Source organism: Micromonospora echinospora (assembly GCF_014203425.1).
Classification (GTDB): domain Bacteria; phylum Actinomycetota; class Actinomycetes; order Mycobacteriales; family Micromonosporaceae; genus Micromonospora; species Micromonospora echinospora_A.
Window position 1 is genome coordinate 1,246,305 of sequence record NZ_JACHJC010000001.1, and the last position, 23,359, is coordinate 1,269,663.

Genomic DNA, 23,359 nt, shown 5'->3' on the forward strand with positions numbered 1-23,359 from the left:
TCCAGGATCAGGCAGTTCGGTAGCCGGGGCTGGCTTGGGTGTCGTGAACCAGCCGATGAAGTTCCTGCTGCGTGGCGTTGGTGTTCTTGGTGCCGCTTCGTGGCGTACCGGCAGGGGTGCGGGGTTGGTGGGGCGTGTGGCTGTTCGGGCGAGTGTGAGCGCTCGGCGGGCGTTGGATGCCGCGGTGCAGATGCCGGTTTGTTCGGCGCATTGCAGGTTGCGGCAGTTGCCGTCGTGTTCGGGTTGGTGGGCGGCGAGGACGTCGATGGCGAGGCGCCATAGCAGGGGGTCGGTGATGTCGTCGGGTGCTGCGGCGAGGCGTCCGGGTCGTTCGCGGTGAGGCTTGGGCATCGGTAGGCCCTTCGTCGGGGGCACCTCATGGGCGGTTGCCTGATGCGCGGTGGTCACGGTGTCGCCGCGCCTGGGCTCTGGCGGGAGCCATCCACGCTCACCTCTTGGTGAAGGTCAAGTCGCCGGGGAGGTCGCCGCCGGTTTGGTCAGCTCGGTGGCTTGTGGGTGGTGGGCGGGTTGGAGGTGGTGGCGAGGTCTGCGAGGGTGAGTGGGCCGGGGTGGCCGTGGAGTTGCCAGATTGGTCCGGCGGGGCTGTGGCGAGTGTGGGTGGCGTGGTCGCGGCTGGCGGTGGCTACGGGAACGGTGAGGGGGGTGGTGGTGAGGTGTTGGTGGAGGTGGTGGGCGCGGGTGGCGGAGTGGAGCCAGAACAGCACCGGCCAGCGGGGGCCGCCGGCGGCGGCGAGTTGTGTGTAGCCGATGAGTTTGCGCATCAGTTCGGTCAGGGGTTCGGTGCCGGTGTCGTATTCGAGGAAGAACGGCAGCTGTGCGCCGTGGGTGGTCCAGATGCCGTGGCCGTCGGGGCGGATCGGGGCGGCCAGGGCGTGCAGGGCCACGGGGTCGCCTGGTCGGGCGAACGCGCCGGTTTGTGCGCAGCGGGACTCGGGCCACCAGCGGGTGAGGGCGTGTGCTGGGTGGGTGCGGGCGTGGCCGGCGAGGTCGGTGAAGAAGGCGTTGACGCCGAGTCGGTGGTTGAGGGTGCGGGCGGCGGTCCACCGCCGCCGGTTCGTTTTGGCGTGGCCGGGGCGGGGTGGGGGTTGGTCGCGTTGGGCGGCGACGACTTCCGCGCCGAGTTGGTCGATGACGTAGTGGAAGGGGAACGATCCGCCGTCGGGGCGGAAGGGCCGGAACCGGTCGATGACCCGTAGCGCGGTGAGTCGGGCGAGTCGGTGTTGGGCGAAGTCCAGGGACGGGAACAGGGCGTGGGCGAGCTGCGGTGTGGTGAACACGCCGTGGTCGGTGAGCCATTCGAGGAGGAGATGGTCGCGGGTGGTGAGGACGGACTGCACGCGCAGGACGTGGTCAGGCACGAGGGTTCCTTCCGAGTTTCGCGGTAGGGCAGAGATGACACAGGTGGTGTCTCTGAGCACCGGGGCGGACTGTCACACCGGCCCGGTGCTGCGCTGACAGACGCCGGTGCGGTCCGTGTCACCGTCCACCTGAAGCGGGACCCCGAACTGGTGGGCAGCGCGGACTGGAACACGGACAGCAACCCCGGACCGAGCCGAACACAGCGCTGATGACCCGTCGAGGCAACGCCTCGCGGGAGACACCTGCCGGGCAGGGGAGCGCGGTGAACCTCGGGAGGAGCTCGTCCTCCCGTTCGGGTCAGCGGTGATCGATGAGGTGTCAGCGCATCAACGTGGCGCGGCACCCGAGGCGCCCGGTCCCGTGTCGGCCATCTGTCCCGGCCCGGCGGCGGAGCGGAACCAACCCTCCGCATGGCGCCGTGGTGGCGCCGGAGGAGTTCCGCACCCTCAAACCGGCGTTTGTGAGCCGTGGCGAACACCTGCCGGTCCCACAGCGCTCCGACACGACCTCACCGATGTCTGACAGCCGTGGTCAGCGGCCCGGTCTGACGCTCATGTCGCTTCGGGGCGGACCGCTGTGGGCGTCGGCGCGGGAGTGCTGCAGCCGCCGAGCGTCGTCCGATGGGCGTCACTGTCAGGTCGGTGAGGTTCCCGACTGGCGATCCGACAGTGAGCGCGACGGCCTTCCCGCACCCGGGGGTGGGCCGGTCGTCGCGGGTGGGAAGTGTCGGTTCGTCGTACGCGGCCCGACCAGAAGGTCGGTCTCGCGCCGGGACCGCCGGCGGGGACGGCCGGCGGTCAGGCCGCCACCAGCGTCAGCGCCGTGTACGGCGCCGGGCGGGCCAGGTCGACCCGGTCGCGCAGGGCGGTCAGGAAGCCGGTGAGGATCTCGGCGTCCAGGTCGTGGGCGTCGCCGGCCCAGCCGGTATGCAGCCGGCCGGCGTAGCGGCGCAGCGCGGGCGGCGCCAGGGCGACCGCGGTGATGACCCAGGCGGGCCCGTCGAGGCGGGCGCGGCGGATCAGCTCCCGCCACACCACGTCCCGCACCCTGCAGGCACGCGGATGGCCCAGTAGCCACTGCCGCAACGCCGGCAGCGCGATGACACCCCCGGGCAGACCGCTGTCGTCGCCGAGTTGCCCGGCCAGCGTGTCGAGGTCCAGTGACAGCGGGTCGGGGTCGCACGTCAGGTCGGCGAAGGCGGTGTCCACGGCGTCCAGAGGCGAGTCAGGCCAGCCGGCGGCGGAGATCATGTCACGATCTCCCATGTCAGCGGCAAACGTCGATGACGGGCCGGAGCGGTACGGCCGGCACGCCTGAACCGCCATTGCGTCACCGTGGTCTCACGGATTCCTGATAGCGCAGGCTGCGTATGCACGGACACCGGGTCGACGAGGTCAGCGGTGCCGCATGCACCGCTCGGACGATCGACGTCGACGTGCGTCATCGTTTCGAAAAGCCACGCTGACCTGCCCGTTGACATGGGCTCACAGCGCCAAAGGCGCAGCGGTGTCAGACCGCGACCGGTTTTATCGCCGACTATCGGCCTCCCTCGGGGCGCCGCGCGTCGGCGTGCCTGGCTAGCAGCGTCCGCCCGGCGGGCCGTGACGGTCGGACGAGCCGCCGTCCGACTGGCAGGCCCGGAGCCGGTGTCCTCGGTGACGCCGCTGCCGCCCTGGGGGACCCGGACAGTGGTCTGACAATGCCGGCCAGCACCCCCATGTCATCGGCGTGCGTCGCTGTCATGGTTGAGGTGGTCGTGACCCTGGGTGTCTGACAGAGCTGGGTTGATGGTGGGCTCTGACAGTCTCCTGACGCTGATCCGACGTGGTGGCGCTGGCGTCTGCAAGGGTGTCCCCGGGGGTCAGGACAGCCATGCGGACGGAGACCCGTTGTCAGACATCTGCGAGATCACCGTGAGAGGGGCAGGTGTTCGCCACGGCTGACAAACACCGGTTTGAGGGTGTCAGCGCACCACGGCGCGGCGCGGAGCCGACACCACATGAGCGAGCACACGCCGCAGCACCACAACCCGCATCCCGATCCCACCGTCGACACCGGCCCGCCGGCCGGGGTCGATCCGACACCGACCGACCTGGTCGCCGGCGACCCGCCGATACCGATCATGCGATCAGCACGACGAACCCGCAGGCCCGCCCCCGCCACCAACTTAGGGAGCGACGCCGCAGCTTGTACGTGGACCACGGAGCGCATCCTGGCGCTCGGGGCGACCACGGACCTCGCCACCGCCGCCGCCATCCTCGGCATCTCCCGCTCGGCGGCCTACAAACTGGCCGCCCGCGACGCCTTCCCGGTGCCCCTGTTCCGGGCCGGCGCCTACTACCGCGTGCCGACCGCCCCGATCCTGCGGAAACTGCACCTCGAGTCCCCGCCGGTACCGACATCTGGTGACACCGGCGGGGCGGGTGCCGACGGGGACGGCGGGTATTCGGGCGGGGACAGGGACACCACGGGCTGCAGGCCTACGTCTTGACCCCGCCCGGGGTAGTAGGCACGGTCCACCGGCACGGCTCCATACGCCGTGCCGGTGCAGTCGCGCCGACTACTGCTCGACAACGCCGGAGAGGAGCCGGACCAGGGCGCGACGCAACACCAGCTCGATGTCATCCACGACGGCTGACAGGTCATCTGTCGGCTGACCGGTCAGCGTGCGAAGCTCCCGAGAGCTCGGGTCGTCGCCGTGCATCTCGTCGTTGCGGAGCCGGTACCCCAGGCGCAGGAGTGCCTCGAGCCGCTCGGGCGGCGCCTGCAGTACAGGATCGTCCGCCAGGAGCGCGGTCGCTCCGGCAACGACCTTGTCCTGCTTCCAACGATCCGCTGGCAGGCCCGGCAGTTTGATGAACAGCACTTCGGCGCAGACGATCAGGTCGATGAGCCGGTCGGTCGGCACCCGGTCGGCCCCGGCCAGGACCAGTCGGCGCAGCGCGGTCTGCAGACCCCGGTTCGCCCGGACCGCGGGATGCGCGAGGAGGGCGTAGACCTCGCGCACCGCCTCAACCTGCTCTCGCCCAAGGATTGTCGGCCGGTCCTCGTCGAAGGTGGGTAGCGCCGACAGTGACGCCGTCGGCCCCAGACCCTGGGGAAAGTCGTAGTCCGGTGGGCAGCGGATCGCCCGAGTCGCGGTGACGGACCCACCGCACACCAGCCGCAGCGCGGTCACCAGCCGGCTGGCTGGCTCGACCAGCGCGCCAGAATCCGGCGCCGTCGGTTGCGCGGGTACGTCCATGGCCGAGCACACCGGGTACGAGGCGCAGCGGGTCAGGGCCCACTGGTGGAACCGCGACACAGCCACCGAGGTCGGACCGCCCGCGAAGGCGACCGGCACCGCGAGGTAGCCGATCGCGGCGCTCACCTGCCGGTCGCTCATCGCCTGCAGCACCAGGCCGTCCGGCAACGTGACCGCCTCGATGCCCGCGGTGGGGGTGAAGGCGTTGAGCGGGACCACCTCGACCAGCCGCGCCCGCGTGGCCAGCAAACCGTCCTCCAACCTGCTGTACGCGGCATCGAAGGCACCCTGGTCGAACCGGTAGCCCCCAACGGCGGCACCATGGGTTCCAGGACATGCTCGGCCCCAATTGCCGGAGGCTGAGGGCGAACTCCACGCCGACGAGGCAATCCACCCGCTCGCGCAGCACCTCATCGGCGGCCACGACGGCCCGCACCGCCGCCATTTCGACGAAGGCGTCCAAGAACCGGTAGTCGGTGACCCGGCCCGGCATCTGCTAGGCACTGCGGCGGATCGCGACGAACGACTCCTGCCCGAGGCGGTGCCACTCGCCGAAGTCGGGAACGGTCGCGAACACCGGCACGCCGTCGCGAGCGGCCAAATCGCCGAGCACCGCCGCCATCAACTGTGCTGCCGCCGCGCGCAGCTGTGGGCGCTGTAACCGGTATCCCACCAGCTCATCTGCCGCCACCATTGCTCATCCTCCATGGCCTGGCCTCAAGCGAACCCGTCAGGATCGCAGCGCCGCCAGCGGCGCGCACTCCAATTCCCCCGTCACAGGGTTCCGGCGCGCGGATGCGCCTCATCAGCCTCGCCCCGCCGTGACTTGATCGCGTCCCCCGATCAGGCGTGGATGTCGATCGACGAAACCGACGCCCCCCTTCATGAACGGGAGCACCACCAGCCATGCCAGATGGAAGCATCTTCAAACGCTGCGGCTGCCGCCACCCCGACACCGGCAAGCCCTTCGGCAACGCCTGCCCGAAACTACGCCGCCCGAATCGGGCCTGGAGTTCCGAGCATGGCCACTGGGCCTATCAACTCGAACTCCCCGCCACCGGCGACGGCCGCCGCCGGCAGCTGCGCCGCGCGGGGCTGGACAGCCGACGCGACGCCGCCGCCGAACTCGACCACGCCCGTACGCTCCTCGCGCTGGCCGGACACGACCGCCGCCGCCGTACCGAGATCGCCGACCTGCTCCAAACCACGGTCCGCGCAGGCGGCGTCCTTCCCGACATCGACGGCGTGCGCCAGCGGCTGCGCGGCGACGGCCCACTCGGACAGATGCCGACCGTGGCCGAGTACCTCACCCAGTGGCTCAGCGACCTCACCATCGACGCCAACACCATCCGTGGCTACGAGTCGATCGTGCGGGTACACCTCATCCCGCACCTCGGCCAGATCCCCCTGGACAAGCTGCGCACCGGTCACGTCCGCGCCATGTTCACCGCGATCGAGCGCCGCAACGAGGAAATCTCGGCCGCGAAGGCCAGCACCGATCCCCTCGTCCGCGCCACGGTCGCCGGCGTCCGCCCGACCGGACCCTCGACCCGTCAGCGCATCCGAGCCTGCCTACGCAAAGCGATCAACGACGCCCTCGCCGACGAACTCATCGTCGGCTCTAATCCCGCAGCCCTGGTCAAGACCCCCGCCAACCGGCCGCTGCCCATCGTGTGGGAAGACGAACGGGTACAGCGGTGGAAGGCCACCGGGAAGGTCCCCGGCCCCGTCATGGTGTGGACCGACACGCAGATCGTGCAGTTCCTCGACTACGCAGCCGAACATGCCTCCGACCTGTACCCGATGTGGCACTACATGGCCTACCGCGGGCCCCGCCGCGGCGAGGCGTGCGGGCTACGCGACAGCGAGGTTCGCCTCCACCGCCGCGAGACGACGATCAACAACCAGATCGCTACCCACGGCTACACCGCAGTGCAGAAGCCGCCCAAGAGCAGAGCCGGTAACCGCGACCTGGTACTCGACGCCGAGACTGTCAAAGTCCTCACGGCTTACAATGCTCGCCGCACCGCCTGGCAGCTTGCCGCCGGTAGCAGATGGCCCGACACCGGCCTGTTCTTCGTCCGCCCCGACGGACGGCCCTGGCACCCCAACGCTGTCACTCAACGATTCCGCAGACTCGTCCGTAAAGCCGGGCTCCCGCCGATCCGGCTGCACGACCTGCGCCACAGCGCCGCAACCGTGGCCCTCGACGCCGGGGTCGATATCAAGGTCCTTGCCGAACAACTCGGCCACTCCACCACCACTCTCACCCGCGACACCTACCAAAGCGTCACCAAGGAATTGCACCGCAGCGCCGCGGACGCGGTGGCTAACACGATCGACCGGCGTCGTCCGAAGACGGCGTGAGGGCGTAGACAGATCGGAACCGCCCGGTGCTTCGGATCCCGCGGTGACCGCCGAACCCTCGACTTGAACCGCCCCGGGTTCTGGGTGCAAGTGTCTGATCGTCCCCCCGCGTGTCGTACGGAAAGCGCGATCAGCGCCCAAGCGGCGAAGGTGCAGTCGCGTACGTGTCATCCTGTAACCCCTCGATTGCTTTGTGCTGTCTGCTTTGAAATGCTGTCGGCGAAGGTGCCGAAGAGGGGGTCCTGTGTCGGAGAGTGGGCTGGTTCTGGCAGCCGGCGAGCCTCCGATCAACTTTCGCGCGCACGAACTCCGAGCCGCCAACCTCGCTGGGGCACGCGACGACTTTGAGCAGATGATTCGCGAGTTGGTGGCCGCGTGGTACCGAGGCGCGCGCCTGATCGCGGCCAACCCGGGCGACTGGGGTATCGACGTTGTGGTCGGTGATCTGGCGGGGCAGATCGTGATTTGGCAGGCAAAGTACTTCATGCCTGTGGTGACCACCTCCCACCAGGGACAGGTCCGCGAGTCCTTCTCGTCTGCCATGAAGGCCGCAGCTGAGCATGGTCATAGGGTGCGCAAGTGGATCTTGTGTGTTCCCGCGAGCATGGACGCCCCGATGGACAAGTGGTGGTCCACGTGGAAGAAAAAGGCGGAAAAAGACTTCGACGTCAAGATCGAGCTCTGGCACGAGGGTGAGTTGCGGCAGCGCCTGATCTCGCCGGACGCTGCTAACGTCCGGCGCCACTACTACGACCCGTACCAGGCCCCGGCAGGGCCGAAGCCGGACCGACCTGAGGTGGTCCAGGTCGAGCCGGAGAAGGCGACCGCCCTGGAAACCGCGCTGTTCGTCAGGCAGCTCCGGGAAGCCGGGCACCAGCAGGTCAGCTCGGCAAAACTGGAGTTCTTCAACGCCGAGCTGCTCGCGCGCGAGATCGTCGACAAGGATGTGCCGGCTGAGGTAAATGCGCTCGTTGAGGCAGATGCAACCGTGCATAGCATCTGGGAAACGTCTTTCAATGAGGTGGCTGAACTGCACCCCGCTGGCCCCAAACTGCCGGGTCTGCACGCGTCAGTGATGAGGCAGATTCGCAGCATGGGTCATTCCTGGCCGGCGGAGCTACGGTCGACGCCCGTGCACCGGTGCGGCATGATGCACCGGATTGTCGAGGACGGCCGTGCGGGCTGGGTCCCTCGCTGGGAAGACGTGGTTGTGGAGCATCGGGACGAGCAGCCAGCGCAGGTGCCTGCTCCGGCTCAGCGGGATGCCGACACCGAGTCCGCCGGAGTCCTCACATGACCGCGCCGTCGGACTCGGCCCATGCCGTCCACCGGCCGCCGGTAGCGGTGCCGGAGGACGACACGGTGTTTCGGCTGGCCCAACTTGTGCTTCTCCTCCACGTGGTCGCCGAGTTCCACCCGGACGGTGTAGAGCTGGAACGGCTCGGCGCGTACGACTTCATCGCCGCGAACCCCCTGCTGATGGCGTCGAGCGATGACGACCCGGACCGGTTCGAGCTGCTGATGGCGGGCTTCGACGACCGGGCGTTGTCCTACGCGAGCGCGGCGCAGAGGTTCGCCACCCGGCGAGAGCGGCTTAAGCACGACCTGGCGCTCCTGCTCGCTTACGATCTGGCGACCACCGCAGTCCGTGGGCACGTCCTTTACCGGTTGACGGACGCCGGCGTTGACATGGCGATGCGGTTCACCGCCATGTATGCGCGCTCCTACACGACCGCAGCGACCATTGTCGTGCGAAGGCTAAGGAAGGTCCGGCCCGGACCGCTCCGGGAGAGGGTGACGGAATGGACTCGCCAGCCCTCGGGCCCCCACCGCATCGACCTGGCCGACCTGTTCGTTGAGCCCGAAGAGCTGGACGAAGCGGACGCCTTCGGCGAAGACAGCGTGGGCAGGTGGTCATGAGATCACCCGCAAACCCCGCCTCGTCGCCGCTGGGCAGACGAGGCATCCGAATCCGCCGGCTACGGTTAGTCGGACCCGAACGCCACTACCAGGTCGACTTCGTCGATAGTGAGGCAGGCCACCTGAACTCCTTGTCCGTCATCGCTGGGGCCTTCAGCACGGGCAAGTCGACAGTCCTGGAGTTCATCGATTACTGCCTAGGCGCGGGCGATTACCCCCGGCATCCAGAAGTGATCGCGAAGGTCCTACACGCCTTTGTCGAGCTGGAACTGTCGGGTATGCCGTATGTCATCGAGCGCGGCCTCGGCGATCAGTCCAGCCACGTCTTCCTACGCCCCGGCAGGCTCGATGACGGCGCTGGCCCCCCTGTCGAACGACGGCCGATCAAACCGCCCGGCAGCCCGGACAGCCTCTCATCCCTCTTGCTGATGCACTGCGGGCTGGAAGGCGTCCAGCTCCGCGAGGCCCCCACCCAGGCGAACTCTGGCACAGACCCGCTTAGTTTCCGGGACCTGATGGGACTGTGCTTCCTACCCAACGAGCGCGTGGCCAGCAAGTCCCTACTGTTCGAGACCCAGCACATGAAGGCGCTCAAACTGCGCCAGGTCGTCGACGTGGTGTTCGACGTCCATGACGACCGCGCGGTAGACCTCGGACAGCGCATTAAAGACCTGGAGACACGGCTGGCCCGGGCCCGGGTTGCATACGAAGCGGCACAGCAGATCGTCGGGGAACAACGACTCGGCGGGCGCATGGAGCTGGAAATGGCTCGTGACCGAGCGGCCGAGGAGTTGACTATCGTTGCCCGGGAACAGGAAGCGATCGACCTGCGTGTAGCCGCCGCCGCTGGATTCGCCGAGGCGCAGCGGCGGCGGCATCAAGCAGCTGCGGAGGAAACACGTCGCGCTGAGGCGATGCTTCGCGACCGCGAGACACAACTCCGCCGGATGGTTCCGCTGCGGGCACAGTACGCCGCCGACGTGGCCAAGTTGACCATGCTCACTGAGGCTCATCAGCTCTTCGACCCGCTCCAGATCAAGGCCTGCCCAGCGTGTTTGTCCACCCTCGGGCGAACCATCGAGGTCGAAGATGGGGCGTGCGGGTTGTGCCATACCCCGGTCGCCGATGCGACCGGCACGCTGACTCTCGGCGACGTAGCGCCCCCAGCCCTGTCGGAGCAGAACGGCGCCATCAACGGCACAGCTCCCGGTCCGAGCGGAGGAAATGGTGCCTTGCCGGACGTCGACAGCTCCCTCAGCCCGTTCGACGTCAGCACCGAGCTGCGCGCGACCAAAGCACGTCTGGCCGAGCTGACCAGATTCGTGAATGACCTGGACGCCGATGTGAGGCGGCTCAGGCCGCTCGTGGAAGCCGCTCGCACCGCTGAACAGCGAGCAGCAGCCGAAGTTGATCATGCCACCGCTCGGGCTATCAGCCCGTACCTCGCCGAACGAGACGCTCTTGCCCGGCGGCGCCAGGACGCCACCGCTGCGGCTCAACTCGCCGCAACGGGGTTGCAGATGGTCAGCAGCCTCGAAAGACGAGCAAACGACGTGCTCCGCCTGGATACCTCGGTCAAGGCCCTTCGTGAGGAACTCGCTACTGCTGGGCGAGATCGGACGGACCGAGCCGCGATCATCCGGACCATCAGCGACCGGTTCGCCGCGATCCTGGCTGATTGGCGGTATCCGAAACTGAGTGGTGCCCGTCTGAACGACGACTTGGTCCCCTTCGTGCGCGACCTCCGATACACCTCGGCATCCTCCGGCGGCCGGACCCTGATCTCTCTCGCGTGGATCCTCGCGATCTTCGAGGTCTCCTGGGAGTCGGGTGGCTCCCACCCCGGTTTTCTCTTCCTGGACAGCCCTCAGAAAAACCTCGGCCAAACCGGCGAACGCGATGCCGAGTTCGCCGACACCGTCACGATCGCGGACTTCTACAAGCACCTGCACACCTGGCTCACCGGTCGAGGGGCCGGTGCCCAGATCATCATCGTCGACAACGCGCCGCCCGCCGAGGTCGAGAGCGATGTTGTAGTGCGTTACTCCGGACGGGCGGACCAACCGCCCTACGGCCTCATCGACGACGCGATCGCCTGACCCCAACTGGCTGTCCCGCAAGCGGCCGAGCGCCCTTCGGACTCACCCGGCTCGGACCGACATCGATGCTGGTGACCCGCCCGTCGAAACGACGACATGCGCGATGAGGGCGTCGCTGTACCCGCCGATCCGATCCCATCACCCAGGCGCCGGGCCGCAGGGAGGCCCATTCGATCATCCGGGCCCGCAGCGACGGCGCGGAGACGGAACTAACGGCGCCGCCGTCCGCGTCGCGTTTGGCGACCACCCGGTTGGCGTAGCTGGTGGCCAGGTCGATTCCCTCGCGCCTCCGGCGACCAGTTCGTCGACCATGAGTCGGTCGTTGAGATGGCACGGCGTGTCGCACTCGTGGTTGACGGTGACTCCGACGACGACGTAGACGGGTCGATTGACGATCTGCCCGTCAGTGTTCGTATAGAGCAAGAACCGGGGCGTCGCTGCAGTTCGCTGGTGAGCACGAGTGGCTGGAAGGATGCCGGGGCAGGCTGCACCGGCGTCCCTCGGTTGGATCTCGCCACCGGAGCTTTCAGGCCGGTTGAGGAATCAATCTCGCGGCTTCGGTGATAAGAGCGGAGAGTTCGGCAGGCGTGCGGAGATCCGCTATGTCCTCGACGGGCACCCACCTTGCGCCGCCGACCTCTTCGACTTGAGCTGTCAGGTCACCGCTGGTCGCTTGGCAGACGTAGACGAGGTCGATGTGTCGGTGTAGTCCGACCTTGCGGTCTTCGATGTCCATCTCGATGATGGCGAACGGGCTCGGGATGCTTCGTACGGCGGGGTGCCGGAACGGCTGCGGACCGAGGATGTCCGCAATGATTCCGGTCTCTTCGTGGACTTCGCGGAGTGCAGCTTCGGCGGGGTCTTCGTTGGGGTCGATGTGTCCGCCGGGGTACAGCCAGAGGTCGATCTTGTTGTGGTGCACAAGAAGGACGTGGCCCTCGTCGTTGAAGACGACGGCTGAGCTGGTGAAGTGGCGGATCATGCTCTGATGTCTCCCTGGGCGATCTGGGCTACGCGGTCGGCCATCCACGCTACGGTCGCGTCGGTCATTCCTGGGTGAACTGGCAGCTGCACGGTGGCCGTGGCGAGGCGTTCGGCGTTGGAGCACTGGTTGGCGTAGGGCTGGAAGATGGGCTGGTGGTACAGCGGCCGGTAACGCCACCGGATCGAGTCGGGTGGGAGCCCGGCGGCCTCGAACGCGGCGGCGACCTGGGGGATGCGGTCCTTGATGGTGAGGACGAGGTTGTAGTAGTTCGGCTTGTCCTGGACGCCGTACGGCAGTTCCCGCAGTAGGCCGCCGGGCGGCAGCGCGGTGAGGATGCGTTGGGCGTTGCGGCGGCGTCGGTCGAGCTGGCGGTCGAGCAGCTTGAGCCGGCGCAGGCCGATGGCGGCCAGGGGGCCGGCGAGCTTGTAGTTGACGCCGTGGGTGGTGCCGCGCAGGTGGCCGAGGTGGGTGTACCAGTCGATGCGCTCGCCGAGTTCCTCGTCGTCGGTGAGGATGAAGCCGCCCTCGCCGGTGGATAGGAGCTTGCGGTCGTGGGTGGAGAAGCACCCGACTGCCCCGTGGGTGCCGGCGAACTGGTTGCCGACTCGGGTGCCGTGGGCTTGGCATGCGTCCTCGGTGACCAGCACTCCCGCTTGGGCGAGGAGGTCTACGCTGGCTCGCTCGTCGTTGGGGTAGCCCCAGAGCGGCAGCGTGATGGCGGCGCGGGTGCGTCCGGTGAGCTTGCGCTGGATATCGGCGGGGTCGAGGGCGAGGGATTCGGGCAGGGTGTCGACGGGGACGGGCGTGGCTCCGCAGGTGAGCACCGGCATGGCTGTCGGCAGGGGCGCGGTAGCCGGGACCAAGACCTCCGTGCCGGGTCGGACGTCGAGGGCGATGAGCGCGGCGTGCAGCGCGGAGGTTCCCGAGTTGACGGCGATGGCGCGGCGGGCGCCGAAGCGCTTGGCGAGCGCGTGTTCGTAGATGGCGAGGACGGGGGCGCCGCCGGAAAGGCGGCCGTCGTCGAGGGTGGCGCGGATTTCGTCGAGTTCGCCGCAGGGTGCTGGGGTGTACCGGTCGTTGACGGGGTTGAGGACGTCGTGGTTGCTACTTGTCATAGGTCAGCACCACCTTGATGGTCTCCTCGGGGCGCTGGGCGATCAGGTGGTACGCCTTGGCCGCCTCGCTGAAGGGGAAGCGGTGGGTCACCAGGCTGTCGACATGCACCCGCCCAGTGATGACCAGCTCTCGGGCGGTGGCGCTGAGTCGGGGCAGGTCCCATGCGGGGTGGGCGCGTTGTGGGCAGCCGTTGACGGTCATGGAGGAGACCAGGGTGATGCGGTTGCGGTGGTACTCCTCGCCGAGCCGTAGGCCGGTCTGGTGGCCGTTGTAGGAGGCGACGGTCGCGACCCGGCCGCCGACCCGAACGCAGCGGATCGCCTCGTGCAGGCCACGGTAGGAGCCGGAGGCTTCGATGGCGAGGTCCGCGCCGTGCGGGCCGCAGAGCTTGCGGACCTGTACCGCGATGTCATCCTCGGTGGCGGCGCACACGGGCGTGACGCCGAGGGAATCGGCGGTGTCCAGGCGCAGCGGGTAGCGGTCCACTCCGATGACCTTGGCGGCTCCCGCGAGCCGCGCGAGTTGGCCGGCGAGAAGGCCGACGGTGCCGAGCCCGACCACGACGACGGTGTCGCCGAGGCGTATCTCGGCGTCGTGGACGCCGCCGAGAGCGACGCGCGCCAGGATGAAGAAGACGGCGCGTTCGGGGTCGACACCGGCCGGCAGCCGGCTGGCGATGGCGGCGTCTGCGGGAACGATGTGCGCGGTGCCGTGCGGGCGGTCGAGGGTGACGAGGTCGCCGATGTTGACTTTGCTGACAGCGGCCTCGCCGATGGCGGTGACCCGGGCGATGGTCTCGTAGCCCGGCGCTACTGGGAAGTCCCGGCCGGCGCCGTCGAGGAAGATGCGTCGCTGCGGGTCCCACGACCGGTGTAGCGAGGCGGCGTCGCCTGCCACCCAGGCCATCTCGGTGCCGTGGCTGATGCCGGAGACGACCGATTCGGCGTAGACGTCGTCGGGGCCGAGTGCGGGCAGGTGCTCGCGGACGATCTCTACCCGCCCTGGCCCGGTGATCATGACCCTGCTGCAGGGAGGCGCGTGGGCGATGCGTGGCTGTGCGACGTTGGTTTCGGTCATGGCCTCTCCAGGGCTGGTAGGTGGGCAAGGAGCGCGCTGACGTCTTCGTCGTTGAAGGCGTCGAATTCGCTGGTGTCGAGCCGGATGATTCGGCTGGCGTAGTCATGAAGCGGTGTGTCGAAGGCTCGGGTGAGGTCTTCGAGATAGTCGGTGGACAGCGCGGATTCCATGGGCCTGCCGCGATGCGCGATCCGGCGGGCTAGGACCGGTGCCGGTGCGGTCAGGGCGATGAGAAGGTCGGGTCGTGCGGCGGTGTCGCTCCAGGTGGCGCAGGTCTCCCTCACTCGACTGGCGTCCTCGGGCGGCAGGGTGGTGTGGGCGAAGATGACCTGCTGCGCCATGGACCAGTCCGCCACAACGGGTGTGCCATGGCTGAGCAGGTCGTGAATCTCGCGAAGTTGCGCGACGCGGAGCGCCAGGAAGGTCAACTCGACCTGGAGAGCCAGGGCCACGGGGCGGGTCTTCCCCGCGGCGTAGAGCTTCGGGAGAGAGGGGTTGTCGACGAACGGGTCGCGCATCAGATGCGCTCCGAGATGCTTGGCGAGTCGGTGTGCGAGGGTTGTCTTGCCAGCGCCTGTCGGCCCGGCGAGTCCGATGAACATCAGTGCCTGCCCGCTGGCCGGAGCGCACATCGTCCGGTCGGTTCTGGCCTTGGCTGTTCCGTCATGACAGCGGGTCCTTTCATGCCCACCCCGGCGAGGAAGCTCGTGAGGAAAGGGCTCGCCGATGACCCGTCCGCCGGGACGTGGTCCTCGGGGTCGGGCCGCCAGTGAGACACCGGAACGAGCGCGGCGCCGTCCGAGGGTGACGCTGCGCCGGGTTGGGGCGTGACCATGGCGAAGTCACCGAACAGTGCTTGGACGTCGGCGCGGGGTCGGAGTTGAAGTGGGGTGGGGGTGCGCTGGTACAGCCGCTGCACCTCCTCGGTCTGGTTGGTGGTCGCGCCGGAGGTGGCGTGGGAGATGACGAGGGCGCTTCCGGGACTGGCAGCGGCGCGGAAGGGCTCCACGATGGCGTTGACGTCGCCGGGAATGAAGTGCAGGACCGAGACGAACAGGACGGCCACCGGGCGGGCGAGGTCGATCAGCCGTTGGGTGGCGGGGTTGTCGAGGATGAAGTCGGGGAAGCAGATGTCGGCCTGGATGACGTCGACCTGCGGGGCGACGCCCAGCAGTGCCCTGGCGTGTGCCACGGCTACCGGCTCGACGTCGACGTAGAGCACCCGCGCGTCGGCGTTGACGCAGTGGGCGATGTCGTGGACGTTGCCGACGGTCGGTATGCCTGAGCCAAGATCGATGAACTGCCGTATGCCCTGCTGCAGCGCGTATCGGACGGCGCGGCGCAGAAACGCTCGGTTGGCGCGGGCAGCGTCCGCGACGTGGGGTGCGACGGCGAGGACGGCGTCGGCTGCTTGACGGTCGGCGGCGAAGTTGTGGCTGCCGCCGAGGAAGTAGTCGTACATTCGCGCGGCGTTCGGGCGGCTCAGATCAAGCTCGGCGGGTGCCCAGCTCATCGCCTCAGTTCCCCTGGTCGTTCCCCTGGTGCCGGTTCGGGCGCTCGTGGTGGCTGCCCGATGCTTGTGGCGGTGTCTTGGGTGCTCATCGGTACACCGATACGGCGGTCTCGCCGATGAGGTCGTCGACGGCGCAGATGATCTTCTCGGTGGCGGGTGTGTGATGTCCGGCGCGGGCGAGCATCTGACGGAGCCGCTCGCGCAGGTCGGTGTCGAAGCCGTCGAGGTAGAGCTCGGATTCGAGCCGTAGGGCACGGAGTAGACCGGCGAGGGCGTCGGTCTGCGGGTCGGGATCGTCGTAGCCGAGGACGCCGTAGCGCAGCCGCCCGCGGACGCGGTGGATGACCGCGGGTTCTGTCGGCGGGTACGCGGTGACCCGGCCGAGCATGCGGCGTCTGGTGACCTGCTCGACAAGGCCGCCGGCGATGAGTCCGGCGGTGACCTTGTCGTAGGCGTGCTCGCCGAGCAGCCGCACGGCCTCACGGACCGACAGCGCACGGTGGTGACGGGCCAGGAACGTCAGCGCCCAGTCGGCGACCGGGTCGCCGGTGGGTTGCCGGTGCACGGCGATGGCGGCGTCGCCGACGACGCGGACCCGCTCGATCGGCGCGACCAGGTTGGTGAGGATGGCTCCAGCCAGCGCGAGCGACAGGGACGGCAGGTGAGCCAGCGGAGCACCGCTGTCGTTGTGGGTCAGCACGAACAGCTCGACGCGCAGCGGGAGGCGGACCGGCGGGGTGTCGAATGCCGCGTGGCTCATGGTGGCTCACCTGGTCGACTCAGCGATGCGGCGCAGCCGGTGATGCACCCCGCCGTAGGGACTCGCGCCCGCCAGGACAGCTTTGGTGAGGGCCGCGTGCATGGTGTACAGCGGGTTGCAGACGTTGCCGGGTGCGGCGCGACCGGCCTGGGAGACGAACTGGTAGGCGTCGAGCAGCTCCAGCCCGGTCAGGTGTGCCGTCCAGGTGACGAGGTCGTGCTGGCTGATCCGGTACGCGTCCTCCAGGGGTCGGGCGGCGCCGATTGAGATGATCCGGTGGTCGGTCTCGATGCGCGGCCATGGTGTGGCCACACCCTTGATCACGTCGACGGCAATGGTGACGTTCATGGCGGTCTCCACCGCGACGCCGCACGCCTCGCCCTGGCCTTGGCGGGCGTGGCCGTCGCCAATGGCGAACAGCGAACCGGGGACGTTGACGCCGAGGTAGACGGTGACTCCCGGGCGGATCTCCGGGGTGTCCAGGTTGCCCCCGTGCGCGTCGGGCACGATCGTGGATCGCACTTCCCCACCCGCCGGAGCGACTCCCACCGTGCCGAGCATCGGCTCCAGGGGCATGACGACTGCGTGGTCGGAGCGGCGGGCGTGGAAGGTGACGGTGTCGGCGGCGGCGTCGATGGTGTAACGCCACACGCGTTCCTCTATCGGCGGGTGCAGCATCGCCGTGGTGTGGGTGCCGGTCAGCGCGCCGAAGTGCGGGAAGGTGGCGGACATACCCCAGTCGCGGGCGGGGGTGATGGCCGCGAAGTGCAGGGCGAGGGTGTCGCCGGGTTCCGCGCCGGCCACGTGGAAGGGACCGGTGACGGGGTTGAACGCCTGGCACACCTTCGAGGGCAGGTCATCGACGGTGCGGACGGCGCCGCCGAAGCAGTCCTCGGTGCTGGTGACCAGGAGGCTGCCGGGCGTGATCTCGGCGACCGCCGGGTGGGCGCCGAAAGTGTGGCGCAGCTCGTTCTCGCCCGGCTGGTAGGTGACCCTGCTGCTCATGCCGACTCCCGTCCGCCGGCGAGGCCGGAGAGCTGGGGACGGCGGCCAGCGGCGTACAGACCCACCAGGGTCAGCAGGCCGAGGGTGAGCCAGACAAAGCCGAGGCGTTGCGCGGCCACGTTGGCGTTGACCACGACGTAGGCGAGGATTGTGATCCCAATTCCCGGAAGGATCAGGTGCGCGACGTAGCTGCGGCTGCGGCTGCGGACCAGGTAGTGCCAGACGACGGCGAGGTGCAGGACGAGGAACGCGGTCAGCGCGCCGAAGTTAATCAAGCTGGACAGCAGGGCGATGCCGTCGGTGCGCCAGTTCATGTAGAGGCCGATCGCCAGCGACACCAGCGCAGTGAGGGTGATGGCGTGGGTGGGCACGCTGTGACGCACCGAGACCGTTGCCAGGAACTTTGGCAGTTGCCGGTCGCGGGCCATGGCGTACAGCAGCCGCGAGGTGGCGACCTGAGCGACGAGAGAGTTCGCCACGCCCCAGGCGACGGCGGTGGCGACCGCGCACAGGGTGGCGAGCCAGGGGCCACCGGCGAGCCGCGCGGCGTCGTAGAACGCCGTCCCCTCCGGGTCGCCGTTCGCGAGCAGGCCGCCTGGGTCGGGCACCAGCAACGCAGCCATCCAGGTCTGAGTGATGAACAGCATCCCGGCCACGCCCAGCGCGGCGGCCATGGCCCGGCCGATCTGGCCCGCACCGCCCTTGTTCTCCTCGGCCAGCATCGAGATGCCGTCGAAGCCGAGGAAGCTGAGCACAGCGATCGACACCGCGCCGAATACCAGCGCCCAGGTGAACGTGTCAGGGTTGTAGAGCGGCGTCCACGAGAAGCCCTGTCCCTTGCCCTGCGCGAGAGCACGACCGGCCGCAGCAAGGAAGATCACCAGCACGATCACCTCGCCGATGAGCATCACGCGGGTGATCAGGGCGGTCATCCGGATTCCCCGGTAGTTGACCAGCGTGTTGAGCAGCACGAAGCCGACCAGCCAGACCCAGACCGGAACGGCTGGCACGGTCGAGTGCATCGCTACCGCCGCAATCAGGTACAGCAGACTCGGCACCAGCACGTAGTCCAGCAGGATGGCCCAACCCGCGAGGAAGCCGACCGGCGCGCCGATCCCCCGGCCCGCGTAGTTGTACACGCTGCCTGCCAGCGGGAACGCCTTGACCATCTGGGCGTACGAGGCGGCGGTGAACACCAGCGCCACCATGCCGACGACGTAGGCCAGCGCGACCATCCCGCCGGCACCTGCGTAGACGGATCCGAAGATGCCCATCGGCGCGATCGGCACCATGAATACCAGACCGTAGAAGAGCAGGTCGGCGAAGCCGAGTGAGCGGCGCAGCTCCGGTCGGTACCCGAACCGCGAGGAGTCTGGCGACACCTGCGCCACGCCGATCTCCGGTGGCGGCACTGTCTGCCTCGTGTACATGGTCTTTCCTCCATGTTGGTCATTGATGTCGGCGCGCTTACGGCCGTGAGGTGCTGGCCGAGCGACGTCACCGGCTCAGCCGGCTGACGCACAGCCAGGAACTGCTGGACCGGCTGCTAGAGGCGCCAGATGATGGACAAGTCCTCGGCGCAGCCACCGACACGCACGGCGACGAACAAGCGGCGGAAGATGCCGCGGAGTTCCTCAGGTGCCGCGTCCGCCACCAACCCCGGCGCTGGCGCCGCCACCGCCTCCAGGACGAACTGTTCGATGGCCTCGGCATCCACGGCGGACAGCCGACAGCCGCAGGGCCCTCGGTAGGCACGCTGACCGAGCATCCGTACCGGCTGCAGCGACATGCCGCAACCGCGGCACAGCAGCAGTCCCTCAAGGGTGAAGACCTTCGAGACAGGCGGTTCCGGCTGCGCCGGCCGTTCACCGCTACGGCCGGGTGCGACACTGCGAACGCGGTCGCGCACCACGCCGCTTCGCACGTCCATGGCCACGGGGCACCTCCACCATCACCGCTGCTCGCGAACGCGAGGGCTGTCCACGACGGTGAGGGTCTGGCGAAACTCCCGATCACCCGATCCATCGCCGTGGTTGTCTGTGCGACCAGCCTGCCGGTTCGGCCTGCTTCGTGACGACGCGTGGACGTTCTAGTGTTGTCCTAGTTTCAGCTCGTCTACGCCCGCCGTCGTCTACTACGCTGCCGACTGCGACGATGACGCTGAGTGCACGGCCTGGGGGATAGCCCGTGGAGACGGTACGACGGTGGACCGGCCGCGAGGCGAAAGCATTACGCCTGGCTCTACGCATGAGCGTGCGCGGCTTCGCCGAGCACCTGGGCGTCAATCCGGCGGCCATCTCCAACTGGGAGAAGCGCGGTGCCGCCACCCGCATGCGCTACGAAACCCAACAGATGCTCGATGTCGATCTGGCACGCTCACCAACCGAGGTCAAGCAGCGGTTCGCCCAGACCCTCAAGGCGTCGGCGACCGCAGAGCCGAGCGCCTCAACCGTGCCTGCCGGCGGCAGCCGGCCCACGAGACAAGATCTCGGTACGCGTTCCCAAGAACGGACGGCCGCCGTCCTCGCGGCGCTCGGTGGCCAACAACCCGATGATCTCGCGTACATGCCCCCGGCCGACATTCAGCGCCTGGTCGCGGACTTCCTCGCGTCGACCGCGCGCGTCTATCTGATCATCGGGCCTCCGGGCTGCGGCAAGACCAGCTTCACCCGTCACCTGGCGTCGCGGGCGCCCGGAGCGGATGTTCAGTTGCTGACCGCGGACTCGTGGACCGAGGACACCGACCTGGCGCGCGAGATCCTCCGCTACGGATCCCAACCGGCCGGCGAGGATTCCTTGCTGACCCTGGAAGTCGAGAGCCGGGACCTGTCCCGGCCGCTGCTCGTCGTGATCGACAGCCCCCAGTCGCACGCCGTGGTGGACAAGGTCTGCCGCCAGCTCGACGCCACGCTGCGACAGGTGCTCTCGGGCAACCTGAGGTTTCTGCTCGTACTGCGCACACCGCCGGAGATCGAGCTGGCGCCCTACCCCGTCCTGTCGGCAGCGGTCATGCCCGGTCAGGGCCAGGCGCAGAGTGCCGAGCCGTCAATGCGGCTGGACCGCTGGGACGTCCCTACCGCCCGGGAGGTGTGGAACGCGCAGCGGCATGTCGATGAACCGCTGTTCGACGCCCTGCCTCCGAAGATTCGCAACCTGGCCCGCCTGCCGCTGTACATGAGCCTCATCCGGGCTGCCAAGTCGACCGAGCCGCTCGGGCAACCAAACGCCTACCGGCTCGTGGAATTCTGCGTCGCCTCGATCTTGAAGGCGGCGAGCCTGGACGTCGACCGTGCGACGGGGGACCTGACGGCACTCGCCCGCAGGCAGCTCGCTGCGGCGTGGCCGCACCCACTGCTTCCTGCGATCGAGGCGAAAGTACCAGGCGATATCGGTGAACTTACCGCGTCTCCGATCGCGAGACTCCTGCGGTCCGGCCGGTCCGGGGTACTGACGTTCCATCACGACGTCATCCGTGAGTTTCTCTTCGCCCGGTGGCTCGCCCAGGTCATCGAGGCACACGGACGCTCGACCGTCACCATCGAGTTGCTCAACGACCTCGCCGCCCGCACGAGCGCATCGGGCGACCTGCGGGGCGTCCTGGAGTTCCTGTTGCAAGGCTTGGACGCGACATCGCCGGAGCTGCTGGCCGCCGTCGCCCAGTCACCGTCGATCAGCATCACCGAAACGCTGCCCCTAATGCTCGAACTCACCGGTGAGAGCCCGGCGTTCACCACCGCCGAGGTGCTGCGCGTATGCGCCTCCCGGTGCCTGCACGACAATGGCCTACCGCTGGCCAGAGCCCTCCTGCACACCAACGCAGCCGCGACGGCACTGGGCGCGGAGTACCCGCGATGGATGCTGCGGGTGCTGCGCCGCTTCGGCCCGGCAGTATGGTCCGACATCGTGGCGTGCGTCGAGACGCAACTGCCCCTTGCGGCCGTCCACGACTTCGTCCGCCTCGCGCAACTCGACACCGTCGAGGACGCGGTATTCCTCGCCCGACACTTCTACGTCTTCCTCACCGCTGACGGCAGCACTTCCCAGGAGCTAAAGACTCTCCTGGCCCATCCCGACTGGCGAGCCCGCGCCGCCCTCGCCGAGGGGATCCGCACGGGCCACGCAATCCCACACCAAACGGTTTTTTCGGTCATGGAGGCTTTGACCGCGGACCGCGACTACAAAGTCCGCGCCGCCGCCGCCGAAACCGTCGGCCAATTGACCGCACCCGGTCTGGAACACCTACTGGCCACGCTCCTCGACGACCGCAACTGGCATGTCCGCGAACGTCTCCTCCGAGGACTGTCCTTCAGAGTTGGGGACGAAGACTCGGCGGCCGACCTTGTCATCCGGGGCCAAGACGCATGGCGCAATGGCCCTCGAAACGTTCGAGTCGCCGCCCAGCGACTCCTACTGAAGTGCGGAAGGACACCCCTGCAGGACGAGGACTCCTCCCGCAGTGCCCTGTTCGGCCTGCTCCGAGAGATCCGTACCGGTGCCCTGCGGCTACCCACGAACGTCCAGTCGACCCTCACCCGCCAGGGCATCGCCTCGGCCGACTGGCTCGTACGCACCGAAGCCAACCTGCTTGAACACCAGGACACAGCCACGAGCGCCGCCACAGGCATCGGTAAAGAAGCCTTCCGGCGCCTCCGAGACAGACGGGCACTTCAGGTCGCACTCGACGTCCGCGACGTTGACCACGCGATCGCCGTCGCCCAAGCCGCAGCCAGCGCAGGTGTGCAATTCATCGAGATCGGCGACCCGCTCATCAAAAGCGTCGGCGTCCAGGCCATCAGCGCGGTCAAGCAGCGAACTCCCGATGCGTGGATCGTCGCCGAGATGATGTCCGCCGACTGGGGACGCGACCAAGTGGTCCTCGCAGCCGAGGCCGGAGCCGACGTCGTACTACTCATCGGACCCGCCAGCATCGCCAGCGTGTCCGCGGCAGCCGAAGCGAGCAGGCGCCTGGGTATCCCCATCATCATCGACGTGCCCGAGGGCCGACTGGCCCAGGGCTGGGTCCAGGACATGGAACGCGCGGGAGTCGACGGCTTCGCCATCACCACAAACATCGACCTGGGCGTGGCCGGCTTTCACCCCCTCGACCAAGCGCAGCTCATCAGGTCGTGGACGAAGCTGCCGGTCGCAGTCTCCGGCGGCTTCGAACCCACCGACGTCGAAGCCAGCCGACGACGCTCCTGGGACATCCTCGTAGTCGGTCGCGGAGTCACCGACTCCCTGGACCCCGCCGTCGCCGCGCGGGACCTCGCCGCATCGATCGAACTCACCGAAGGACACCACTCATGATCATCGCGCCGCTCACGGTCGACCGGATTCCCGACCTCGAGAAACTGCTGGCGCTGGGAGAGCCGTACATCAGGCTGCGGGGCTCATCGGACTACTGGCTGTACGCCACGCTGTTCGCCGACACCTGCCTGCTCGCCATCATCGACGGCCAAGTCGCCGGAAGCGTGATCGCCTTCCGAAGCCAGGTCAACCCGTCAGAGATCTACCTGCAGGACGTGATGACGCACCCGAGCCGCCGTCGTCAAGGGGTCACGCGGGCGCTCGTGGAAGAAGTTCACCGCCAAGGCTCAGTATGGGGGTGCCGGCGCCTGTTCCTTACCTCGGAATCCGACAACCACGCTGCGCACAGAGCGTGGCTCGCCTTGGGCTTCAGCAACGTTCCTGGAGACGCAACACAGGCGGGTGTGTCGGTGATTTACGACTACAAGGGGCCGGGGAAGCACCGCGCCGTTTATGAGCGATCGATCGGCGCATGATCACCCGTGGCAGGATCTGGCTGGCCGGTGGCGGGGACACTGGAGTCATCATTCACCGACGCCGAGGGTTGATGTCAGAAGAGTAGCCGCGCCGCGCTGTCCGGACGCCA

General features: G+C 68.3%; 20 protein-coding genes. 7 read left to right on the forward strand and 13 right to left on the reverse strand.

What is annotated here, in order from left to right; all coding sequences use genetic code 11:
• Positions 1 to 497: 497 nt before the first annotated feature.
• Both FHU28_RS06015 and FHU28_RS06020 read right to left on the reverse strand, forming a co-directional pair.
• On the reverse strand, positions 498 to 1,379 hold the full coding sequence (locus FHU28_RS06015; RefSeq protein ID WP_184681680.1) for a replication-relaxation family protein: 882 nt from the start codon (positions 1,377 to 1,379) through the stop codon (positions 498 to 500).
• A 798-nt stretch (positions 1,380 to 2,177) separates the two neighbouring features.
• A complete protein-coding gene (locus FHU28_RS06020; protein WP_376700653.1) occupies positions 2,178 to 2,630 on the reverse strand; it encodes a hypothetical protein in 453 nt (150 codons plus the stop codon).
• A gap of 749 nt (positions 2,631 to 3,379) precedes the next feature.
• Between FHU28_RS06020 and FHU28_RS06025 the strand changes: the two genes are divergently transcribed.
• The gene (locus FHU28_RS06025) at positions 3,380 to 3,871 is read left to right on the forward strand and encodes a DNA-binding protein (protein ID WP_376700654.1); all 492 of its coding nucleotides are present in this window, start codon (positions 3,380 to 3,382) and stop codon (positions 3,869 to 3,871) included.
• Between the two features lie 69 nt (positions 3,872 to 3,940).
• Here FHU28_RS06025 and FHU28_RS06030 read toward each other — a convergent pair whose 3' ends face one another.
• Together FHU28_RS06030 and FHU28_RS32440 are read right to left on the reverse strand one after the other, a co-directional pair.
• Positions 3,941 to 4,873, reverse strand: a complete 933-nt coding sequence (locus FHU28_RS06030; protein WP_260412852.1) for a hypothetical protein — start codon at positions 4,871 to 4,873, stop codon at positions 3,941 to 3,943.
• Between the two features lie 247 nt (positions 4,874 to 5,120).
• Positions 5,121 to 5,318 carry a hypothetical protein gene (locus FHU28_RS32440; RefSeq protein WP_260412853.1) on the reverse strand — a complete coding sequence of 66 codons (198 nt, stop codon included), beginning with the start codon at positions 5,316 to 5,318 and terminating at the stop codon, positions 5,121 to 5,123.
• Positions 5,319 to 5,530: 212 nt separating this feature from the next.
• On the opposite strand from FHU28_RS32440, the gene FHU28_RS06035 reads away from it, so the two are divergent.
• The 4 genes from FHU28_RS06035 to FHU28_RS06050 all read left to right on the forward strand — a co-directional run bounded on the left by FHU28_RS06035 (position 5,531) and on the right by FHU28_RS06050 (position 11,010).
• Positions 5,531 to 6,991 (forward strand): tyrosine-type recombinase/integrase, encoded by a 1,461-nt coding sequence (locus FHU28_RS06035; protein WP_184681682.1) that lies wholly within the window; start codon positions 5,531 to 5,533, stop codon positions 6,989 to 6,991.
• Between the two features lie 244 nt (positions 6,992 to 7,235).
• Complete coding sequence (locus FHU28_RS06040; protein ID WP_184681685.1) at positions 7,236 to 8,288, forward strand: serine/threonine protein kinase; 1,053 nt, start codon at positions 7,236 to 7,238, stop codon at positions 8,286 to 8,288.
• Entirely contained in the window at positions 8,285 to 8,911 is a 627-nt protein-coding gene (locus tag FHU28_RS06045; RefSeq protein ID WP_184681687.1) for a hypothetical protein, read from the forward strand. Before FHU28_RS06040 ends, FHU28_RS06045 begins: the two co-directional genes overlap by 4 nt.
• Positions 8,908 to 11,010, forward strand: a complete 2,103-nt coding sequence (locus tag FHU28_RS06050; protein WP_221453124.1) for a DNA recombination protein RecN — start codon at positions 8,908 to 8,910, stop codon at positions 11,008 to 11,010. The genes FHU28_RS06045 and FHU28_RS06050 overlap by 4 nt, the downstream gene beginning before the upstream one ends.
• A 526-nt stretch (positions 11,011 to 11,536) precedes the next feature.
• Here FHU28_RS06050 and FHU28_RS06055 read toward each other — a convergent pair.
• From FHU28_RS06055 to FHU28_RS06095, 9 genes are all read right to left on the reverse strand, one after another.
• Positions 11,537 to 11,992 carry an NUDIX hydrolase gene (locus FHU28_RS06055; RefSeq protein WP_184681689.1) on the reverse strand — a complete coding sequence of 152 codons (456 nt, stop codon included), beginning with the start codon at positions 11,990 to 11,992 and terminating at the stop codon, positions 11,537 to 11,539.
• Positions 11,989 to 13,110: a DegT/DnrJ/EryC1/StrS family aminotransferase gene (locus FHU28_RS06060; protein ID WP_184681691.1), complete on the reverse strand. Its 1,122-nt coding sequence runs from the start codon at positions 13,108 to 13,110 to the stop codon at positions 11,989 to 11,991. Before FHU28_RS06060 ends, FHU28_RS06055 begins: the two co-directional genes overlap by 4 nt.
• Complete coding sequence (locus tag FHU28_RS06065) at positions 13,100 to 14,128, reverse strand: zinc-dependent alcohol dehydrogenase (protein WP_184681693.1); 1,029 nt, start codon at positions 14,126 to 14,128, stop codon at positions 13,100 to 13,102. Before FHU28_RS06065 ends, FHU28_RS06060 begins: the two co-directional genes overlap by 11 nt.
• A 56-nt stretch (positions 14,129 to 14,184) precedes the next feature.
• Positions 14,185 to 14,790 carry a deoxynucleoside kinase gene (locus FHU28_RS06070; RefSeq protein ID WP_184681696.1) on the reverse strand — a complete coding sequence of 202 codons (606 nt, stop codon included), beginning with the start codon at positions 14,788 to 14,790 and terminating at the stop codon, positions 14,185 to 14,187.
• Entirely contained in the window at positions 14,790 to 15,701 is a 912-nt protein-coding gene (locus FHU28_RS06075; RefSeq protein ID WP_184681698.1) for an SAM-dependent methyltransferase, read from the reverse strand. The genes FHU28_RS06070 and FHU28_RS06075 overlap by 1 nt, the downstream gene beginning before the upstream one ends.
• An 85-nt stretch (positions 15,702 to 15,786) precedes the next feature.
• On the reverse strand, positions 15,787 to 16,461 hold the full coding sequence (locus tag FHU28_RS06080) for a GOLPH3/VPS74 family protein (RefSeq protein WP_184681700.1): 675 nt from the start codon (positions 16,459 to 16,461) through the stop codon (positions 15,787 to 15,789).
• A 6-nt stretch (positions 16,462 to 16,467) separates the two neighbouring features.
• Entirely contained in the window at positions 16,468 to 17,466 is a 999-nt protein-coding gene (locus FHU28_RS06085) for an acetamidase/formamidase family protein (protein WP_184681703.1), read from the reverse strand.
• Complete coding sequence (locus FHU28_RS06090; protein ID WP_184681705.1) at positions 17,463 to 18,896, reverse strand: APC family permease; 1,434 nt, start codon at positions 18,894 to 18,896, stop codon at positions 17,463 to 17,465. The genes FHU28_RS06085 and FHU28_RS06090 overlap by 4 nt, the downstream gene beginning before the upstream one ends.
• A 116-nt stretch (positions 18,897 to 19,012) precedes the next feature.
• A complete protein-coding gene (locus FHU28_RS06095) occupies positions 19,013 to 19,396 on the reverse strand; it encodes a recombinase zinc ribbon domain-containing protein (RefSeq protein ID WP_221453606.1) in 384 nt (127 codons plus the stop codon).
• A gap of 257 nt (positions 19,397 to 19,653) precedes the next feature.
• On the opposite strand from FHU28_RS06095, the gene FHU28_RS06100 reads away from it, so the two are divergent.
• Together FHU28_RS06100 and FHU28_RS06105 are read left to right on the forward strand one after the other, a co-directional pair.
• Positions 19,654 to 22,773, forward strand: a complete 3,120-nt coding sequence (locus FHU28_RS06100) for an orotidine 5'-phosphate decarboxylase / HUMPS family protein (protein WP_311773529.1) — start codon at positions 19,654 to 19,656, stop codon at positions 22,771 to 22,773.
• Positions 22,770 to 23,249 carry a GNAT family N-acetyltransferase gene (locus tag FHU28_RS06105; RefSeq protein WP_184681710.1) on the forward strand — a complete coding sequence of 160 codons (480 nt, stop codon included), beginning with the start codon at positions 22,770 to 22,772 and terminating at the stop codon, positions 23,247 to 23,249. Before FHU28_RS06100 ends, FHU28_RS06105 begins: the two co-directional genes overlap by 4 nt.
• Positions 23,250 to 23,359 lie beyond the last annotated feature (110 nt).

Excerpts from the sequence above, each read along its gene's own strand:
- FHU28_RS06020 (WP_376700653.1), bottom strand. The coding sequence starts at position 2,630 with ATGATCTCCGCCGCCGGCTGGCCTGACTCGCCTCTGGACGCCGTGGAC.
- FHU28_RS06025 (WP_376700654.1), top strand. The coding sequence starts at position 3,380 with ATGAGCGAGCACACGCCGCAGCACCACAACCCGCATCCCGATCCCACC.
- FHU28_RS32440 (WP_260412853.1), bottom strand. The coding sequence starts at position 5,318 with ATGGTGGCGGCAGATGAGCTGGTGGGATACCGGTTACAGCGCCCACAG.
- FHU28_RS06035 (WP_184681682.1), top strand. The coding sequence starts at position 5,531 with ATGCCAGATGGAAGCATCTTCAAACGCTGCGGCTGCCGCCACCCCGAC.
- FHU28_RS06045 (WP_184681687.1), top strand. The coding sequence starts at position 8,285 with ATGACCGCGCCGTCGGACTCGGCCCATGCCGTCCACCGGCCGCCGGTA.
- FHU28_RS06050 (WP_221453124.1), top strand. The coding sequence starts at position 8,908 with ATGAGATCACCCGCAAACCCCGCCTCGTCGCCGCTGGGCAGACGAGGC.
- FHU28_RS06055 (WP_184681689.1), bottom strand. The coding sequence starts at position 11,992 with ATGATCCGCCACTTCACCAGCTCAGCCGTCGTCTTCAACGACGAGGGC.
- FHU28_RS06060 (WP_184681691.1), bottom strand. The coding sequence starts at position 13,110 with ATGACAAGTAGCAACCACGACGTCCTCAACCCCGTCAACGACCGGTAC.
- FHU28_RS06065 (WP_184681693.1), bottom strand. The coding sequence starts at position 14,128 with ATGATCACCGGGCCAGGGCGGGTAGAGATCGTCCGCGAGCACCTGCCC.
- FHU28_RS06070 (WP_184681696.1), bottom strand. The coding sequence starts at position 14,790 with ATGTTCATCGGACTCGCCGGGCCGACAGGCGCTGGCAAGACAACCCTC.
- FHU28_RS06075 (WP_184681698.1), bottom strand. The coding sequence starts at position 15,701 with ATGAGCTGGGCACCCGCCGAGCTTGATCTGAGCCGCCCGAACGCCGCG.
- FHU28_RS06080 (WP_184681700.1), bottom strand. The coding sequence starts at position 16,461 with ATGAGCCACGCGGCATTCGACACCCCGCCGGTCCGCCTCCCGCTGCGC.
- FHU28_RS06085 (WP_184681703.1), bottom strand. The coding sequence starts at position 17,466 with ATGAGCAGCAGGGTCACCTACCAGCCGGGCGAGAACGAGCTGCGCCAC.
- FHU28_RS06090 (WP_184681705.1), bottom strand. The coding sequence starts at position 18,896 with ATGTACACGAGGCAGACAGTGCCGCCACCGGAGATCGGCGTGGCGCAG.
- FHU28_RS06095 (WP_221453606.1), bottom strand. The coding sequence starts at position 19,396 with ATGGACGTGCGAAGCGGCGTGGTGCGCGACCGCGTTCGCAGTGTCGCA.
- FHU28_RS06105 (WP_184681710.1), top strand. The coding sequence starts at position 22,770 with ATGATCATCGCGCCGCTCACGGTCGACCGGATTCCCGACCTCGAGAAA.